The organism is Colwellia sp., from assembly GCF_013214175.1.
Taxonomy (GTDB): Bacteria; Pseudomonadota; Gammaproteobacteria; order Enterobacterales; family Alteromonadaceae; genus Colwellia.
Map to the genome: position 1 here is coordinate 48038 of NZ_JABSPA010000010.1, position 18464 is coordinate 66501.

The window sequence follows — 18464 nt, forward strand, 5'->3', positions numbered from 1 at the left end:
CCAGTGTAGATTTAGCACACGTTTTTATAGAGTGTATACAATATTTAATACTGATCTGGCTTTTATATCACAATCAGCAACACCTTGTTACTGACAAAGAGTCATTTGCGATAAAAAGCTAATTAATTAGGATAAATGGATAGAGGGTAATGAAGATCAGACTTGAGTACAGTTTTTACAGCTGCCATGTGCTTCAACGATTTGATGACTGATGGTGAAACCATTGGCATCGGCCATAGTGCGCAAAGCTAAATCAAAGTTATTAGATTGTATTTCTTCAACATGGCCACATTGGTCGCAAATTAATAGTTGCACCGGGTGATTACATTCACCGAAATGGTGACACATGATAAAGGCATTAATGGACTCTATTTTATGAACAAAGCCCTGTTTAGATAAAAAATCTAAAGCACGATAAATGGTGGCTGGTTTAGCCGCAGCATCTAATTCTTTTAGTTCAGCTAATAAATCGTAGGCGCCAACAGCCCCTTGATGATTAGCCAATAGTAAAAAAACTTGTTCTCTTACTTTAGTAAAGCGAGCGCCTTTTTTTTGGCAAACGAGTTGTGCTTGATGTAATAAAGATTCTGCCGTCATGGTGCTATTCGGATATTTTTTGTCTAAGAGTTGATTAGTTTTCCAGTGTAGCATAGCTCTTTATCAGGACGTAAATATTTTTAGCTTAGGTCAATCAGATGGTTAGTATGGCTTGTTAGGGTAAGCTTTATTAGGTTGTTAAAAACCATTCGCCATTTAAATAGCCTTCAATTACAATGAGGCTTATTCGCTAAAAGACAGCGCTGTCTTTTGACACTTTTTGATGGTTAACCTGCTAGGAAATTAACATGACCCGTTATCTCGCGCTTGATGCTTTTAGAGGCATTACCATAGCTTTAATGATTTTAGTGAATACGCCGGGAACCTGGTCGCATGTTTATACACCCTTATTACATGCAGAGTGGCATGGCGCTACACCAACGGATTTAGTCTTCCCATTTTTCTTATTCATCATTGGTTCTGCGATGTTCTTCTCTTTCAAAAAGAGTAACTTTGCTGCCAGCCCCGAGCAATTTAAACGTATTATTAAACGTGGTTTTATCATGTTTTTTATTGGCTTTATGTTAAACGTCATTCCATTTACCACCAATATTGATGATTGGCGCATTATGGGTGTTTTACAGCGCATCGGTATAGCTTACGCTGTAGCGGCTTGTTTAGTACTAATACTAAATCGCAGTGGAGTATTTATAGTATCAGCGGTTATGTTATTGGCTTACTGGGCATTACTCTTGAGTATTGGTGACGGTGCTTTAACTCTTGATGGTAATATTATTCGTCAGCTTGATATCGCCGTACTGGGCGCTAATCATATGTATACCATGCGTGGTGTAGCGTTTGAGCCGGAAGGGTTATTAAGTACCATTCCTGCCATTGTTAATATGTTACTTGGTTTTGAACTAACGCGTTATTTAACCAGTATTAAAGATAAAAAAAGTAGTGTTATAAAGTTAACCCTGATTGGCGGTTTAGCGATTGGTTTAGGTGCGTTATGGAGTTTAGTACTGCCCATTAATAAATCTTTATGGACACCATCTTATGTTATTTATACCACAGGCTTTTCTTGTCTGTTACTGGCCGCCTTTATTTGGTTAATTGATGTTATGAAGCTAGTGAAAATCGCCGAGCCCTTACTGGTTTATGGTACTAACCCATTGTTTGTTTATGTACTGTCATTTTTAGTAGTGACTGTGTACTTAAACATTAATATTGGTGATGTCTCAATGTATGCTTGGCTATATCAGCAGCTTAGTTCGGTATTACCAGCGAAATTAGCATCATTTATTTTTGCTTTTTCACATGTGGTATTTTTCTGGTATGTGTCATTAAAGCTCTATCAACGCAAAATATTCATCAAAATTTAGTAACATTATCTTAGCCGTTAATTTCAACGTGAACTTCTTAAGTTAACGGTTTAAAAGACTATCAAAAAGCCTTGTTTTTGTTATGCTTAACTAATAAAGAATGATTGTTAATTATTTTTTATTAGCTAAGTAAAGTAAAAATAAGGAGTCTTTTCTACGAGTGAATAAAGCTAAACTCAGCCAAGATGAAAACTTGTCATTCAAAGTCAGTCATCAGCTATTGCCGCAAGATTATCAGCGTATCGATCTCTACTTCTCACTTCCGGTTGAAATGGGCATCAATCCTAGTACCCTCAATGAAGAGGAGTTTTTTTACTCCAACATTAAAAATCACAGTGCTTATTATGCGGATAAATTACACCTGCCGTTAGTCAGAAGCCGTTTTATTAGCCAAAATAAAGGTGAGCAAAGCGATTACCGGCTAAACCTTAATTTATATTCTTACCAAGTAAAAAAGGCACTGGATGCCGATATCAAACAAACATTAAAGCTAAAAACAGCGGAAGAATTTTATCCTGCGGCGGTTGAGTTGGCAGAGCAAACGCAATCCTTGACCAAAAAATTACGACGTTATACTCCCTCCGATAACAAACTTATCTCTTTTTTTGAAAATGCCGACAACTATTTAAGCTGGCATATAGAGCAATCATTTTTAAAGTTATTAACGTTAGGGCCAAAGAGTTCTGAATTTACCCCTGAACGTGAGTTGCTGTTGAGTTTATGTAAAGGTGAAAATAGCTATCGCGTTGATAATAAATATAACTCTCAAGTTACCCTAGACGACGCTAACCGTATCACCAATAAAATGCGTTTATTACAACGGTTAATAGAGTATGGCGTGGTCTTTAAACGGCAAACCCGTTATTTGAACCTTAACTTAAAGCGATTAGTGCGTGGTGTGGTAACCGCAATTATCATGGCTTTTGTTATGGTGTTGGTATTAAATGCTCGCTCGAATTTTACCGAAGTGACAGTGGCGTTAGTAGCCTTTCTTGGCCTTATTTATGGTTTACGAGAAACCTTTAAAGAGGACTTAACCAGTCTAATATGGCGTAAAATTCAAAAAGGCCGACCTAAATGGCAAAATCTATTTACCCATAGCGTCACCAAAAAGCGGGTTTTAAGTCAAATTCTGTGGCTAGAATATATCAGCAGTAAAGATTTGCCTAAGTCAGTGAATGCGCTGTTTCAGCAGCGCAGACAGCAAAACAAACAAGATGCACAATTATTGCATTTTCGCTGTGATAATAAGGTTATGGCGAAAGAGTTTTTACCGGGTTACGATGAAATTCAGCAACAAACCTTTTTTAACTTAACGCCTTTTGTCCGCTTCTTGAAAAAAGGCGCAGGTCGACTGTATAGCTTAGATGGACAGAAAATATCTAGTCAAGGGGTCGAACGGCGTTATCAAATCAACCTTATATTACGTCATGTTTATAAGGGCGAAGAATCATTGCAACGTTTTAAAATCACCTTGAATCGCTCAGTAATTGTCAATATCGAACCCATAGGCCAGCAGCAACTTTAGCTAAGCAAAGGTAAATTTAAGCTGTTGCTATTAGTACTTATCTATTACTTGCTTTTATTGCTTGTTTTCCCTACAATACGCCTCCTTAATTCAGCCTGAACTTTTTGTTCCTTGCCTCAACTGGTGTTGGCTGAGCCAGACTATGAGGCTACAACCGTAAGGAGCTCGTAATGCGTCATTACGAAATCGTATTTATGGTTCACCCTGATCAGAGTGAACAAGTGTCTGGTATGATCCAGCGCTACACAGACTTGATTAATGCTGCTGAAGGCAAAATCCACCGTCTTGAAGACTGGGGCCGTCGCCAATTAGCATACCCAATCAATAAACTACACAAAGCACACTATGTTCTTATGAACATTGAAGCGCCACAGTCAGTTATTGATGAGTTAGAATCAGCTTTCCGTTATAACGAAGTTGTTATTCGTAACATGATCATGCGTACTAAAGACGCGGTAACTGAAGCATCGCCTATGGCTGCTGCTAAAGATGACCGTCGTGACGATCGTCGTGATGACCGTCGCGAAGTTAAGAAAGAAGTTACTACTGCGCCAGTTGAAGCTAAAGAAGTCTCTACAGAAGAGAAGTCTGAAGAAGCTGCTAGCGAATAAGTAATTTGTGATGCTCTCGCAAGAGAATTGCCTAGTGTTGGTTGGTGAGGTAGTAAGAACACCAAAACAGTCAACTAGCCCAGCTGGTATTGCTCATAGTCAGTTTTCAATAGACCATAAGTCTATACAAAATGAAGCCGGCATGAATCGACAAGCATTTGTCAGAATACAAGTTGTTGCTACAGGTGAATTATCACACTTAACACGTGAATTAGTTGCTGGAAAAAATGTAAAAGTGAGTGGTTTTATCAACCGCCACGAATCTAGAAACGGAAACCCGCTTTTAGTGTTACATGCCCAGCAAATTGAAATGATTAATTAGGCTTTATTTACTAACGGAATCGTTATTTAAATAAAACCATATTGGAGAACTCCATGTCTCGTTTTTTTAGACGCCGTAAGTTTTGTCGCTTCACAGCGGAAGGCGCAACTTCTATTGATTATAAAGATGTTGCTACTTTAAAAAACTATATCACTGAAAGTGGTAAAATTGTTCCTAGCCGTATCACTGGTACTGCTGCTAAATATCAACGTCAACTAACTCGTGCTATTAAACGCGCTCGTTACTTGTCATTATTACCATATACTGACTTACATAAGTAAGCTAATAGGGATTTAAAATGGAAGTAATTCTTCTTGATAAAATCGCCAAATTAGGCGGCCTTGGTGACAAGGTATCTGTTAAATCAGGTTATGCACGTAACTACTTATTACCACAAGGTAAAGCAGTATTTGCATCTGAAGCTAACGTTGAGCACTTTGAAGCTCGTCGTGCTGACATTGAAGCTAAATTAGCTGAAGTATTAGCAGCAGCTGAAGCTCGTGCAGCAAAAATTGTTGAGTTAGCTGAAGTTACTATCGCATCAAAATCTGGTGACGAAGGTAAATTATTCGGTTCTATTGGTACTCGTGATATCGCTGATGCGATCACTGAAGCTGGCGTTGAAGTTGCTAAAGCTGAAGTACGTTTACCATTAGGTGCTATCCGCGAAACAGGTGAATTCGAAATCGTTATTCACTTACACACTGATGTTGATACTAGCATCAAAGTTGTTGTTATCGCTGAAGCATAATAACTTTGTCATAGCGTTAAGCTATGGCTATTAAGTTATTAATAAAAACACCGCACTCTCTTTGAGATTGCGGTGTTTTTTTATGTGTTTCTAACGTAAAAAATTCGTCTAAATAGAATTACTCATCTTTTGTAGTAGTAAGATAAGTGAAAAGTGATTAACTCAGTATTTTATCTATAACACTTTATTTAGGTAACTATTGTCTAGCTTGATAGTTTTGCTTATTTCAAGGCAAATTTACGCGTCAATAGCGAGCTATTGCAAGTGAATTTAACGCAGATAATAAGTAAAAATAGCTGCTAGAGAGTAATTTACCAGGCAGAGCCTGCTTGAATGTAAAAAACCGTATCCTCAGGTCCCTTAGCGATATCTACTCCCATATTAAAGCCATAACGACGTGCAACTAGGTATCTAAAACCAACGCCTTTACTGACTCTGCTAGGGCTCTCTGAAAACTCTGAAAATTCATTGGTGGCTTTACCCACACCGGCAAATGCATTTACTTCCCAGCGTAAATTGATTTTATAGATTAATTCCAGCTCAGACATGGCAACAGACTGTCCTTGATAGCGGGCGGCGGGAATACCGCGCATACTAATACTTGGTGTTGCGTAAGGGGGTAAAAGGCTGTCACTGTTAGCGTAATTTGCTTCTACTCTAAAGGCAGTACGCCAATGTTTAGACAGCTGAAAGTAATGTAAAGCCGATAACTCTGTTAAGTGATAATCAACATCAGAGCCAATAGTTTCATCAAACCAGAGGTAATTGAGTTGATATTTTAAGCCGTTAGTTGGCGAAAAAATGTTGTCTCTTGAGTCATATTCTAAGGAAAACCCTGCGCCTGAGGTAGTGATGTTTCTAGTCAATAAATTCGTTAATGCTTCTTGCCATTCGGGCGGAAAGCTACCAATTAAGTCGTTGATATTCGTTGGTGAAATTTGCGCATCAATATATCGGTGTGTTGGGCCTAAGTAAAAGTTGCTGTCAGCAAGCTTGAACTTTAGTGTTTGCATTATAGCGGTAGCTTTGGTTTTTATTCCCAGTGGTTTGTTAAGGCTTATATCACCAAAACCGTAAAAATCGATATTAACATCACCATAACCACCACCGCCCATATAACGAATACTGCCTTGATTGAAAAAACCCATGTGGCCACCACCAACAAAATAAGAGTCATTGCCGGTATAGGCGCCAAAAGCTACAGAAACACTCGGCGGCATTAAGCTGTGTGCGGCTTGATCATTATTTTCATCTTGCATGGCAGCTAATCGGGCAGACTTTTCTTCTTCGGTTTCGTGAAAAAATAAGCCCATCATGCCTAAGCCACCTTCTACAGCTGGATCGGTGATAATAATTGGCACAGGTAGAAAGCCGTAAGCATTTTCTGACAGGTAACGTGAAGCATCTAACTGGCCATCTAGCTTATCGGTAAATAGTCCCGAAGCTGCCAAGATACTGGTCGAGAAAAGCGAGATAAAAACAGGTGCGACGATTTTTTTTAATAGGGCCATGGTTACTCTTTGAGAATGTTTGAGGAAAACCCAGTTAAATTGTTTGAATATGTGTTCATATGTAGTAATTTTCCCCTAGAAATTAATGATTAGCAAGGGGGGAATTACAAACGGCACTGTAAAATCTTATCTTTTAACCATTGATGCGCCGCACTATTTAAGGTGCGCTGATGTTGCAGTAAGAACAATTCAACCATATTGCTTGGTGTTTGTTCAAACTGATAAACACTGACCAACTGATCTTTATAAGGTGAAGAATTAGCAAAAAAGCTCGGCGCGATAAGTAAGGTGTCTGATGACTTGAGTACTTCCACTAGAATGCTGATCTGGCTAGTTTTTAATTGGATATCGCGCTTAAAACCTTGTTTGAGCAAGATACTATCAATGGGGTTAGTCAAGGTGATACCGGAATCTTCTCGCACATTTAGATCAAGAAATCGGTAAGTAAAACAATCGGCTAATGCCACTTGCTGCTGTATGGCTAACGGATGACTCTTTCTTGCAAAAACCGCTAAAGATATATTTCCTAATGAGGTGGCAATGAAAGCAGCATCATTGGGCTTTTCAATATGAATGACGAAGTCTAGCAAGCCTGATTCGAGTGATTTGTTTGAGCTTATATTTGCTGAGTACTCAGACAGTTGAACCGTAGGCGCTTCATTATTAATACTCTGCACTAAAGGTAAGAAAAGTGTATGGCTGGCTAAAGAAGGCAGAGAAATAGAAAAGTGTTTATCACAACTTTGTGGCGAGAAGTCATCACCTTGTAGAATAGACTCAAGTCTTTGTAATAGGTCTGGCAATAAAGCTTCTATGGTTTGCGCTTTTTCTGTTGGTACTATGCCGGTTGATGTGCGATGAAAAAGTGGGTCTTCAAACAGATCTCGTAAGCGCTGCAAGGTTCTACTCATGGCCGATTGCGATAAGTACAAACGCTCAGCGGCTCTGCTGACATTCTTTTCTTTTAATAACACGCTAAGTGATACCAATAAATTAAGATCGACCCTTGCTAATTTTTGTTCTAATAAAGCCATCTGTTTCTGCCAGTGAATTGTTTTAATAATGAGTTGAGTATACATGGATATGCGTTTTGCGCATATTTGTCATGAATATAAGTCGTTGGATGACATAGGTTGACGGGAATATACTTTTATCATTGTTATCACTAAGTCAGCCTTGTAACGAGAGAGAATTAATATGAAAAATTTAATATTAAGCAATGTAAGTAAAAGAGTAACTAACACGGATAAAAAATTTGTTAAATTTAACCTTATGTATTCAGCTCTACCGCTGGTATTACTACTTGGCGCATGTTCAAGTAACTATGTGCCAGAGACAGATCAAAGTAGTTCATATGACTTTTCCAAGATCGAGACTTATAGCGTTATTGGTGATGAGCAGCTTAAAAACCCAATGTTTAGTGATATAGACCGAGCGCGTTTTGATGCCGCGATAGATATTTCAATGCAGCAGCACAATATTGAAGAAGTTAGTCCAGAGAAAGCAGATGTATTGGTGAGTTATTTTGTCGTCACTAAAGATAAAGTCAAAGTGAACTCTAGTTATAGCGGAGGTTATGCCAGCAGTTGTTATCGTTGTGGTTACGGCTATGGCGGCGGAGTTACTCATATCAATACTCGTAACTATGTCGAGGGTACGTTAGTGCTGGATATTATTGATAATGACAGCAAGCTAAGTATTTATCGTAGCACGTTAACTAAGCCATTAAAGTCCTATGAAACTGCCGAAGAACGTCAGCAGGCAATGAATAAAGCGGTCAGCGATATGATGCAGTCATTATCATAAACATAAGCATTAGTTTAGTAATGAAACCGGGGGGCTATTAGCCACTTCATCAAAAAGATAATACTCACCTAGTTAAAAACTAGGTGGTGCAGAATCAGCTAAGTTGTTAATTAACTTGTTATTTGTTAACTAGTCGCGTTTAATAACTCAAATTTTGTACATCATGCTAATTGGTTTTAGAGCATGGAGAACTTACCAATGAAAAACTTTCCTAAAGTAGTTGTTGCACTCACAGTGAGTATTTTACTTACCAGTATGCAGAGTTCGTGGGCTGTGGACAAAGAAGTAACACCGGGTTTTAACCATAAAATCCCTGAGCAAATAATGACGCCAAACAAGGTGAAAACCCGTATTGGTGATTTAAACTTTTATGATGGTATTCCAACCGATGAAACACTAACCAAAGTCTATGACCATTTAGATTTTATCCGCGGTATTGATGTATTTTTGAACTTTATTCCGGCGACCTCCATTGAGGGCATCCGCTTAGGCATGAAAAGCTTAGGGGTTAAAAATTCCAATGAAGTATTGGTCTTTGATAATTTAATGGACTCCAGCCCGTTATTTTTAACAGGTAATACCGATACTGTTTATGCATGTGCCATGTTAGATCTTGAAAAAGATGGCGTGACTGTCGTTGAAATTCCAGCTGGCGCTGGTCCAGGTACAGTAAATGATGCTTTCTTCCGTTTTGTTGTTGATATGGGTGCTCCGGGTCCAGATGCTAAAAAAGGTGGCACTTACATTATCTTACCGCCGGATTATAAAGGTGAGCTAAAACCAACGTTAAATGGCATGCAGCACAGAGGGAAAGATACTCGAATTACTACTCTGATTGCAGGTATAGAAACTAAAGTTTGGGTGGCGCAATCTACCAGTTATACCAATTGGCTGATATTACGTGGCTTCTTAAAAGATGGTAAGCCTGATCATGCCTCCAATATGTGGCGCACGGGTTTAAAAATCTATCCACTAAAAGATGCTAAAAAACCGAAAACAATGAAATTTGTTAATGGTAGTGGTAAGTACTTTAATACCGTCCATGCCAATGATTATGAGTTCTATGAAGAGTTATGGCATGTATTACAAAAAGAACCTATTTCATTCTTGGAGCCGGAACTTAGAGGACAAGCAGCAGCTATTGGCATTCAAAAAGGTAAGCCCTTTAATCCCGATGCTAGAATGAAGGCCATTTTAAAAGATGCAGTCGCTGTAGGTAATGCAACGGCTCGTAGTATTGCTTTTAAATCACGAGATGAAAATGCTTATTTGTTTGCCGGCAAGCAGTGGTTTACCGGTTTCATTGGTCGTGACTATCAGTGGTTAAAAGATGGAGGTGCTGGTGGCCGTAATATGGATGCTAGAACATTATTCTTCTATATTGCCACGGTAAATACACCGGCAATGGCATTACAAATCCCTGGTATTGGTTCAAACTATGCGATGACAACGGCAGATAATAAAGGCGATATCTTATACGGTGAAAAAACTTATCAAGTGACATTACCTGCTAATGCACCAGCAAAAGATTTTTGGTCTATGGTGGCTTATGACCCACAAACACGCTCAGAGTTACAAGTGCCAGGAGGATCTAAGTACCCAAGCAAAAATAATAAGCGTGATGCTTTGGTGTATAACAAAGATGGCTCGGTGACTTTATACTTTGGTCCTAAAGCGCCTAAAGGTAAACCTGTTGCTAACTGGACAGAAACTACACCGAATAAAGCCTGGTTTGCCATGTTACGTTTATATGGACCGTTACAACCTTGGTTTGATAAAACTTGGGCGCCAAGTGATTTTCAGCTAATTGACTAGCTAGATCCATTTGAAGTAACCTTTATTACTCGTTAATAAGGGTTACTCATTACCATTTCAAGTGACTTGTTTGAGCGTTAAGTGAGGTTAATAGCTCAATTTACTACCTCACCTAAGTTTACTCTCCACTTCGCATAGATGTTTTTCATTGAATAAAAGGGCGGTGATTGTAAGGTCAAAAACTGTAAGCTAGGTAATGATGTTTGCTAGTAACAAAATATTTATTATATAGTTAATAAATAGAATGCTTTAAGTTGCGCAGTTGTTTAAAGTTGTTCTTAACCTTACGTACTTGTATAGCTTGTAGTTAAACTTTTATATGAATAACTTATCCCTCGTTAAAATATTACCTTTATGTCTATTATCATTTAGCTTGTTGAGTCATGCGAATGATAAAGAAAATAACACTAATGAAACGGATGTTAGTGTTGCCACAAAACAAGTACAAAAACAGCCAGCAGCGCAGTCAGAGAAAAAAGAAAACTCAGCTTATTTTGATCGTCTTTCCTCGCAAAAAAAGTCTTCATTTGATCCCTACGTAATCACACCTCATAAAATGACTTATCTTTTACCTTTTAGCGTTTCAGATAATATGAATAGGGAAGTCTATGAGGGAATAGGGCAATGGGGTGAAGAGGTTCAAAGCCTTGAAGCAAAATTTCAATTTAGTTTAAAGGTACCATTAACACAAGAGGCTATTTTCACTGAGGGCGATAGCCTTGATTTTTCTTTTACTTTGCAATCTTGGTGGCAGCTTTATAACCAAGAGTTATCCCGTCCGTTTAGAGAAACAAATTATCAACCTGAATTATTTTATACCGCACCATTAGACTGGCAACCACTAGGTGGGCAAACAAATATGGTTGTTGGTTTTGAACATCAATCTAATGGCCGTACACAAATGTTATCGCGAAGTTGGAACCGCTTGTATTACATTTTCACTTTTGCCAAAGATAATTATGCGGTGTCATTTCGTCCATGGTGGAAGATCCCTGAAGGCAGCAAAGAAACAACACCTGATGAATCAGCTAATGATAATGTTGATATTTCAGATTATATGGGGCATTTTGATCTGACTTTGCTCTATAAATGGCAAAGCCTTGAGTTTTCATTTGTAGGTCGCCGAAACTTTAAAGAGCATAAAGGTGGCATGGAATTAGGTATCACCTTCCCACTTTCAGGTAAGTTAAAAGGTTACTTTCAATATACTAACGGCTATGGCGAAAGTTTAATTGACTATAACCATTCACAGCAAACGTTTGGTATTGGCATTGCATTAACTGAAATATTTTAATATTACTCAATTGTGTCTCGTCATGAGATACGTGACAGTTTATAGAAAAAGGCGGTTACTCATTGAGTAACCGCCTTTTTAGTCTTGGTGCTATTTAACTTGTTTCTTTTAAGAAACGGTAGTTACCTTTAATATCACTTTGGTATTGCTGGCAAAACTGACCCATTGGCGCTTCAATTTTTAGTGCGCCATAACCTTGATGAGCTTTACGCTCGACTCTGTCCCAACTTATACCTTCAACTGTCATATAGCCTTCACTAAAAGCTTTTAATCGAGCAAGCTCTTTGAACTTGTTTTTATCTATGGGTTGATCACAATCTCTTTCCAGATAAATTAACTTGCTGGCCGCTTCAGCTAATAATAATTCAACTTCACCTTTTTCTGTTTTAGTTAGTGACTCAGTTGCTAAGGTAGCGTTGCTTACTAGTAATAACATTAATATGAATTTTTTCATTGGTGACCCTCACTATTTCCATGTTTGCAGATGACTGTTTTTTACTTTGGCTGCAAAATAAAGTGCATCTTTGTTGTCTCGCCAGCACTTCTTGTCTGGCTTGTGCTAACTACAATAGGGAAATGAGTTAACTAAGTACAATGACTTAGTTGCACTAGTATTATGTGTTTAGCACATAACGCTAGTGCTTATTGGTCTGTAGGATTAATAGCGAGGTGGTTTTCTTTGTTAGTTCGTTAAAAGTAATAAGTTAATCAGCTGTGTTGCTATTCAGCTGTGCAGTTAACGGCTCGTAGTTAGTAATGGCGGGGAAATCAGTAATAACAGTCGCTGCTTTCTTACTGTCAGGGTTGGCAATGGCCAGTAAGTGCTTAATGCCGTACTGCTGAGCAGACTTGAGTATTTCGATACTGTCATCAATAAATAGTGTGCTATCACAATCAAAGCCATGTTTGTCTTGCAGGCGTTGCCATAATAACTGTGACTCTTTGCTGACGCCAAATTCATGGGTAGAGTATAAAGTATCAAAGTATTGATCTAATTGAGTGCGTTCAATTTTAAGTGACAGAGCTTCTGGATGAGCATTGGTCACCATAACAATATCTTTACCACTGGCTCTTAGCGCTAATAAAAAATCTTTGGCGTCACTGCGCAATTGTATTAAATGTTGAATTTCGCGTTTGAGCTCTTTAATTGGCATCTGGGTTTGCTCAGACCAGTAATCGAGACAATACCATTCAATCGTACCAACAACGGCTAAGTAATCAGCTTTTAATTTTGCTTTTGCTGCCTCTAGCGAGATCGACATTTTTTCACTGTAACGTAATGGCAGATGCTCTAGCCAAAAATGGTTATCAAAGTGTAAGTCTAAAATAGTACCGTCCATATCAATCAACACGGTAGAAATTTCTGACCAATTAATGTTTGCCATATTGGCCATTCCTTAAAATAAATTGTAGTGCAATAAATATTAGCATTTTGCTATTCCAAAAGTATTGTTTATCGTGTCATTATAGTGATATCTAATGAACAAAAATAACTTAAGTAGCTAGCTATATGGCTGATAACAATCAACTACCTATCATAACTAATCGTCGACAAGTGGCTAAAAGTGCCTTATTTGCTATTGAGCAAGTAGACTTAACTTTTAGCAATGGTGAAGAAAGGCAATATGAGCGCATGATGGGCTCTGGTCGTGGTGCGGTGATGATAGTACCTATGCTTGACGATGAGACATTATTATTAGTCAGAGAGTATTGTGCCGGCACCCATAGTTATTTATTAGGTTTCCCTAAAGGTCTTATTGACGAAGGCGAAGTTCCTCATCAGGCAGCCAATAGAGAGCTACAAGAAGAAATTGGTTATGGTAGTGAGCAGTTACAGCAAGTGACTGAACTTATGATGGCACCAGCTTTTTTTAATGCAAAAATGACCATTTTTTTAGCTACGCAGCTTTATAGTGCAGAGCTTGAAGGTGATGAGCCTGAGCCTTTACAAGTGGTATCTTGGCCAATTAAAGACTATAAAGAACTATTACAACAAACAGATTTTACCGAAGCACGCAGTATTGCAGCATTAATGTTGGTACGAGATTTTCTTGAAAATTAACTTTCAATGAACTGAAAATCAATCATGTACTAAAGCAACGTTGAACGGGGTGTAAAGATGAACCAAGATAAATTACTAAACATTGCTTTAGAAAGTGCTAAAAAAGCTGGCGTAGAAGTAATGAAATATTATCGTCAGGGAAACTATACCGCAGAAATGAAAGCCGATGAAAGTCCGGTTACCAGTGCCGACATCGCAGCAAATGATATCCTCATGGATCAGCTTAAAACACTGACACCTGATATTCCTATTATTTCGGAAGAAGTGGGAGCAGTGCAGTTCAGCGAACGCAAAGATTGGTCTCGTTATTGGTTACTCGACCCTATAGATGGTACCGGTGAATTTATTATTGGTAGTGGCGACTTCGCGGTAAATATCGCTTTAGTTGAAAATGGCTGGCCAACCCTTGGCGTTATTCACGCCCCCGATCATTGCCTGACTTATTATGGCCAAAAAAACCTTGGAGCCTTTAAAGATAATTGTCAGGCTAGTTATGCGATTCGTGTGGCCGAGTATCAAGAAAACCGCCGTATTAAAGTTGCTATAAGCCGTCGTCAGCAACTGCAATTGATGGGGCAATATTTAAATGATGATTACGATTATGACTACGTAGCTTTGGGCAGTTGTTCATTGAAAAACTGTCTTATCGCTGAAGGCGGAGCTGACTGTTATTTGCGTATCGGCGTTACGGGTGAGTGGGATACCGGTGCTAGTCAGTGTATTTTAGAGCAAGCCGGCGGTGATATTATCGATAGTGAGTTTAATCCGTTAAGTTACAATAAACGCGAAAGTTTACTTAACCCCGATTTTGTTAGTTTAGGTGCTAGAGACTTTCCTTGGCAAAATATTATTAAAGCCCATAGAAAAGTATATGAATAACAGCGAGCTATGCCAGGTATATTGATTTCAAATAATACTTGGCCTTTTATTCTGTACTTTAGTAAAGCGAAGTAGTTCGTTTTGCATAAGATTTATGCTAAATTAGCGCTATTAGTTGAAGTGAGCTTAGCGCAAACTTCCGGTATTACCGTCATTAGGTCATTTGTTTTAGCGATGTTATCCAACGTATTAAAAAAACACATATCACACCACCAAGCTGGACGTCGTCCTTGCTTCTTTAAAAGTATCGATCAAATCTAATTTTTTGGTGGATAGCCTATGCTGTCAGCCAAAATATCACTTTGCTATTTTCCCGACCATTTTGCTATCTGCTACTTTTTCAGCGATTAATTTTACTTGTATCTACACTTTTACTTGGAAAATTAACCGCTCGAGTTTTACACCCTAAATATTCAATTATCATTATTTAATATTCTATTAATGTTATTTAATTAAAAACTACTCAATTAGTAAGAGGAAAAACCATGGCAGCGCAAGTAACCGCACTTTTTAATGAGATCTGGCAACAATATCTCAGCGTGACTCCGTCAGCAAAAAAAATTCACCAATTAATAGGGAATGGCAATGATGTAATCAATGATCATGTGGCTTACCGTACCTTTAATGACCCTAAAATAAACTTGGTACAACTAGCTAAAGGTCTTTTGGCTATTGGTTACACAGAATGTGGTCAATATGATTTTTCGTCAAAAAAATTGGATGCAAAACATTTTGAACATCCTGATAGTACTATGCCTAAAGTGTTTATTAGTGAATTACGTGTGGAAGAGTTCTCTACTGAAGTGCAAGAGATCATTGCCGGTTTAATAGCACAGTTACCAGAAGATGTTAGTGACCGTGCCGATTTTCTTTACTCGGGGCGTCTTTGGGAAATTAGCTCAAAAGACTATGAGACATTGTTAAGCGTCAGTGAATATGCTGCCTGGTTAGCTGCATGGGGTTACCGTGCAAATCACTTTACTGTCAGCATTAACCACTTAGCTAACTACCAAGATATTGAAGTAGTTAATGCTACGCTTAAAGAGGCAGGTTACGCACTTAATACTAATGGTGGTGAAATTAAGGGTGATAAAGCAGTGATGTTAGAGCAATCATCAACACTTGCTGATAAAGCTCCGGTAGAATTTTCCGATAAAACCATGGAAATCCCAAGTTGTTTCTATGAATTTGCTAAACGTTACCCACTTGCCAATGGCGAGTTATATACGGGTTTTGTCGCCGCATCAGCAGATAAAATTTTCGACAGTACTAACGCTAAAGTTGAGTTCGCTTTTAGTTAATTATTAACCGCAGGAATCAAACTGTAAAATTATTAAGCCAGTGCTATGCCACTGGCTTTTTAGTTATTATTAGTAACTGTTATTCGCAATACTTATTAGTCTATTGATTAGTCATTGCCATTATTATTCAATTTGATACTTCCTTAAAATAGCGGCAATAACCCCTTGGTCTTTTAATTTTTTCAAGGCTTGGTTAAATTGAATAATAGTAATAGGGGCGTTTGGAGATAAGGCGGCTTGAACTTTGTGCTGACTAACGGTCAGCGCTAGTACTTTAAATACCTCAGCATTTTTGACGTGTTTTAATTGATAGTTTATCAAAATATCAGCATCAACAAGGGCGTCAATTCGGTTGAGATCTAAACGAATTAAATTTACATACAAGTTACTAACATCGTAGCGAGTAAAATGTTTTTCATCAAAAAACGGCTGTAAAGTCGGGTATTTATAGCCGCGAATGGTGCCAATAATCATGCCCCTAAAGTCGGATATCTGTTGATATGTCTTAGGGTTATCAGCACGGATGACGATTTTATCTTTTTCAATAAAAAGTGTGTCACTCCATTGGAGCTTTTCACTATTGCTAAGCCAAGCCGGATTAGAGATTAAAACGAGATGAATAGTATTATTTTCTAAATAGCGCTCGATGCGTTTTCGTGGGGTTTTGATATAGGAGACACTAATATCTAATTCATCAGAAATCTCAGTAATTATATCTCTTATGATACCGTCATAGAGTTGTTCTGCTCTTTCAATGGCGTAGGGAGCAGCATCGTGGTCACCGTAGCCAATGATTAACTTAGTTTTACTGTCAGATAAAACGAATGTTGAGAAGAAAGCAAAAAAAAGGATAACAAGCTTAACTATTTTTAATATCATCATCATCAAGTTTACCCTTCCTCTAAGCTTACTAAGGCTTTTACTTAGTATAGACGAGCGAGTGTTATTGCTTGTTCATTTGAAATTTAATTAGCTTTGCTCTTCTTCCATGCCTGCTTTGAATTGATCACTGGGTAATATATTGACACTTTCATGGAGCTCTGAATAAACCAATAGCGCACTACCTTGCTCAAGTTGTTTTTTTACTTGGGTAATCTTGGCTTGCTTACTAATATCCTCAGAACCATACTCAGTTCCTTCACGTAAAATGAAGTCTTCAATAATCGCGGCTAAGGTGTCATTTGATAGTTGTTCTAAGGGGATAATCATAAAGGAGTTTCAGAGCTTTAAATAATGAACTGCTATTGTACCGCTCAATTGCACTATTGCTCTACACTAATTTATTAAAGAGGATGCCTTTACGCTCTTCTTCATTTTTCTTAGTAATAATCACACTTGGTAAAAGTGCTGTATTCTTTTCTTGTTCATTCGTTGCGGCGGAAAAATTGGTGTCTTCAATACTAGATAGGGGCGTACTATTCTTGATGTATCGTAAGTAAGATATCGCAGATTGACGTTCTGTAGTTAGACTAATTTATTAAAGAGGATGCCTTTACGCTCTTCTTCATATTTATTAGTGATGACGGCGCTTGGTAAAAGTACTGCATTCTTTTCTTGTTCATTTGTTGCGGCGGAAAAATTTGGCTATAAAATACCAGAACGTGAAACACTTTTCTTAAGGCCTCGTAATTAAGGTATCGCAGATTGACGTTCTGTCGTTAGACTAATTTATTGAAAAGGATGCCTTTACGCTCTTCTTCATTTTTTTTAGTGATTATGGCACTTTGTAAAAGCACTGCGTTCTGTTCTTGTTCACTGGTAGCGGCAGCAAAATCTGTGTCTTCAATACGAGAACGCGAAGCACTGACATTGATAATACTGGTTTGGTAGGTAGCTACTTGGCTGACCAAAGCATTATTTTGGGCACCTAAAGTACTGGCACTTTCATTTACTTGTTGTGAGGTGTCTTGAATAATGGTTTGTGTCGTCGCCGGATCGCTAGCATCGAGACTACTGATAAAGTTGTCTTGCCCTAATACATCACTAGCTAGGGTGTTTATTTGTTCGGTGATTTGGTCTAACTCACCTTGAATAGCATCACCAGCATAAAGCGGGTTGCCTGATTGTATCGATAACTCTTGCGCACGCAATAAGCCATCATTAATCGCAGATAAAGCGCCAGCCTCAACATTATTAATATTAGCTTGGTCTTGTGCGTTAAAGCTCAGTTGTTGGTTTTGATTAATTTGACTGGTGAGTCGATTAGCAATTTGCAAGCCAGCAGCATCATCGGCGGCTTTATTAATGCGTTTTCCAGAGACGAGTTTTTCAGCTTGCTGTTCTCTTTGCTGATTGAGTTTATCAATAAAGCTTAAAGTAGCGGATGATTGATTTACCGACAACATAACTAGACCTCAATAGGCTAAATTTGACCTTACTATTAATTAGTATAGCAAGAGAGAGTTATTTAGCCTGTAATAAGCAGGAGAGTCTAGTTGATATATAAGTAATTAGGTTAGTGCTTTTTACAATCTTCTTGAATATGTGTAAGAAAGTAATAAACATAGAAGCCGCATATAGCTAACATAATGGCTAAGCCGCCAAAAGAGAACATCACGACAGGATCGTTAGCTAACATTGATAATAAGTTCATATAGGGCTCCATAATTTACTAAGTAATTCTTGATGTACCTAGTGTAATTTAGTCGCCCACTGCCTATGC

Annotated in this window: 22 protein-coding genes; 13 read left to right on the forward strand and 9 right to left on the reverse strand. The window is 38.1% G+C overall.

The window, feature by feature from the left end:
• Nucleotides 1–156 precede the first annotated feature (156 nt).
• A complete protein-coding gene (locus HRT55_RS18855) occupies nt 157–597 on the reverse strand; it encodes a transcriptional repressor (RefSeq protein ID WP_291610752.1) in 441 nt (146 codons plus the stop codon).
• Nucleotides 598–845: 248 nt separating this feature from the next.
• On the opposite strand from HRT55_RS18855, the gene HRT55_RS18860 reads away from it, so the two are divergent.
• From HRT55_RS18860 to rplI, 6 genes are all read left to right on the forward strand, one after another.
• Nucleotides 846–1922, forward strand: coding sequence for an acyltransferase family protein (locus tag HRT55_RS18860; RefSeq protein ID WP_291623717.1), 1077 nt, complete (start codon nt 846–848; stop codon nt 1920–1922).
• Between the two features lie 160 nt (nt 1923–2082).
• Nucleotides 2083–3450 (forward strand): hypothetical protein, encoded by a 1368-nt coding sequence (locus tag HRT55_RS18865; protein WP_291623718.1) that lies wholly within the window; start codon nt 2083–2085, stop codon nt 3448–3450.
• Between the two features lie 170 nt (nt 3451–3620).
• Nucleotides 3621–4061, forward strand: a complete 441-nt coding sequence (gene rpsF / locus HRT55_RS18870; protein ID WP_291623720.1) for a 30S ribosomal protein S6 — start codon at nt 3621–3623, stop codon at nt 4059–4061.
• 10 nt (nt 4062–4071) lie between these two features.
• Nucleotides 4072–4383: a primosomal replication protein N gene (gene priB / locus HRT55_RS18875; RefSeq protein ID WP_291623722.1), complete on the forward strand. Its 312-nt coding sequence runs from the start codon at nt 4072–4074 to the stop codon at nt 4381–4383.
• A gap of 53 nt (nt 4384–4436) precedes the next feature.
• Nucleotides 4437–4664 carry a 30S ribosomal protein S18 gene (rpsR, locus tag HRT55_RS18880; protein WP_019029522.1) on the forward strand — a complete coding sequence of 76 codons (228 nt, stop codon included), beginning with the start codon at nt 4437–4439 and terminating at the stop codon, nt 4662–4664.
• A gap of 17 nt (nt 4665–4681) precedes the next feature.
• Nucleotides 4682–5134, forward strand: coding sequence for a 50S ribosomal protein L9 (rplI, locus tag HRT55_RS18885; protein ID WP_291610765.1), 453 nt, complete (start codon nt 4682–4684; stop codon nt 5132–5134).
• Nucleotides 5135–5445: 311 nt separating this feature from the next.
• Here rplI and HRT55_RS18890 read toward each other — a convergent pair whose 3' ends face one another.
• Together HRT55_RS18890 and HRT55_RS18895 are read right to left on the reverse strand one after the other, a co-directional pair.
• Entirely contained in the window at nt 5446–6645 is a 1200-nt protein-coding gene (locus HRT55_RS18890; RefSeq protein WP_291623724.1) for a BamA/TamA family outer membrane protein, read from the reverse strand.
• 104 nt (nt 6646–6749) lie between these two features.
• On the reverse strand, nt 6750–7679 hold the full coding sequence (locus HRT55_RS18895) for a LysR family transcriptional regulator (RefSeq protein ID WP_291623726.1): 930 nt from the start codon (nt 7677–7679) through the stop codon (nt 6750–6752).
• 163 nt (nt 7680–7842) lie between these two features.
• Here HRT55_RS18895 and HRT55_RS18900 point away from each other — a divergent pair, with 163 nt between their 5' ends.
• The 3 genes from HRT55_RS18900 (at nt 7843) to HRT55_RS18910 (ending at nt 11560) form a co-directional block, all read left to right on the forward strand.
• Nucleotides 7843–8451, forward strand: coding sequence for a DUF4136 domain-containing protein (locus tag HRT55_RS18900; protein ID WP_291623728.1), 609 nt, complete (start codon nt 7843–7845; stop codon nt 8449–8451).
• A gap of 198 nt (nt 8452–8649) precedes the next feature.
• Nucleotides 8650–10266, forward strand: coding sequence for a DUF1254 domain-containing protein (locus tag HRT55_RS18905; protein ID WP_291623731.1), 1617 nt, complete (start codon nt 8650–8652; stop codon nt 10264–10266).
• A 319-nt stretch (nt 10267–10585) separates the two neighbouring features.
• Complete coding sequence (locus HRT55_RS18910) at nt 10586–11560, forward strand: phospholipase A (RefSeq protein ID WP_291623733.1); 975 nt, start codon at nt 10586–10588, stop codon at nt 11558–11560.
• 94 nt (nt 11561–11654) lie between these two features.
• Here HRT55_RS18910 and HRT55_RS18915 read toward each other — a convergent pair whose 3' ends face one another.
• On the reverse strand, nt 11655–12014 hold the full coding sequence (locus HRT55_RS18915) for a hypothetical protein (protein WP_291623735.1): 360 nt from the start codon (nt 12012–12014) through the stop codon (nt 11655–11657).
• A gap of 250 nt (nt 12015–12264) precedes the next feature.
• Nucleotides 12265–12945 carry a GMP/IMP nucleotidase gene (yrfG, locus tag HRT55_RS18920; RefSeq protein WP_291623736.1) on the reverse strand — a complete coding sequence of 227 codons (681 nt, stop codon included), beginning with the start codon at nt 12943–12945 and terminating at the stop codon, nt 12265–12267.
• Between the two features lie 125 nt (nt 12946–13070).
• Here yrfG and nudE point away from each other — a divergent pair, with 125 nt between their 5' ends.
• The 4 genes from nudE (at nt 13071) to HRT55_RS18940 (ending at nt 15802) form a co-directional block, all read left to right on the forward strand.
• Nucleotides 13071–13622, forward strand: coding sequence for an ADP compounds hydrolase NudE (gene nudE / locus HRT55_RS18925; protein WP_291623738.1), 552 nt, complete (start codon nt 13071–13073; stop codon nt 13620–13622).
• 57 nt (nt 13623–13679) lie between these two features.
• Nucleotides 13680–14501, forward strand: a complete 822-nt coding sequence (cysQ, locus tag HRT55_RS18930; protein WP_291623740.1) for a 3'(2'),5'-bisphosphate nucleotidase CysQ — start codon at nt 13680–13682, stop codon at nt 14499–14501.
• Nucleotides 14502–14582: 81 nt separating this feature from the next.
• The gene (locus HRT55_RS18935) at nt 14583–14762 is read left to right on the forward strand and encodes a hypothetical protein (protein ID WP_291623742.1); all 180 of its coding nucleotides are present in this window, start codon (nt 14583–14585) and stop codon (nt 14760–14762) included.
• A gap of 224 nt (nt 14763–14986) precedes the next feature.
• Nucleotides 14987–15802, forward strand: a complete 816-nt coding sequence (locus HRT55_RS18940; RefSeq protein WP_291623744.1) for a DUF1338 domain-containing protein — start codon at nt 14987–14989, stop codon at nt 15800–15802.
• 123 nt (nt 15803–15925) lie between these two features.
• On the opposite strand, the gene HRT55_RS18945 is transcribed toward HRT55_RS18940, so the two are convergent.
• The 4 genes from HRT55_RS18945 to HRT55_RS18960 all read right to left on the reverse strand — a co-directional run bounded on the left by HRT55_RS18945 (nt 15926) and on the right by HRT55_RS18960 (nt 18395).
• A complete protein-coding gene (locus HRT55_RS18945; RefSeq protein ID WP_291623747.1) occupies nt 15926–16687 on the reverse strand; it encodes an ABC transporter substrate-binding protein in 762 nt (253 codons plus the stop codon).
• Between the two features lie 84 nt (nt 16688–16771).
• Nucleotides 16772–17011, reverse strand: coding sequence for a YheU family protein (locus HRT55_RS18950; RefSeq protein ID WP_291623748.1), 240 nt, complete (start codon nt 17009–17011; stop codon nt 16772–16774).
• A 449-nt stretch (nt 17012–17460) separates the two neighbouring features.
• Nucleotides 17461–18147 carry a flagellin gene (locus HRT55_RS18955; RefSeq protein ID WP_291623750.1) on the reverse strand — a complete coding sequence of 229 codons (687 nt, stop codon included), beginning with the start codon at nt 18145–18147 and terminating at the stop codon, nt 17461–17463.
• 110 nt (nt 18148–18257) lie between these two features.
• Nucleotides 18258–18395 carry a hypothetical protein gene (locus tag HRT55_RS18960; RefSeq protein WP_291623752.1) on the reverse strand — a complete coding sequence of 46 codons (138 nt, stop codon included), beginning with the start codon at nt 18393–18395 and terminating at the stop codon, nt 18258–18260.
• Nucleotides 18396–18464: the final 69 nt, after the last annotated feature.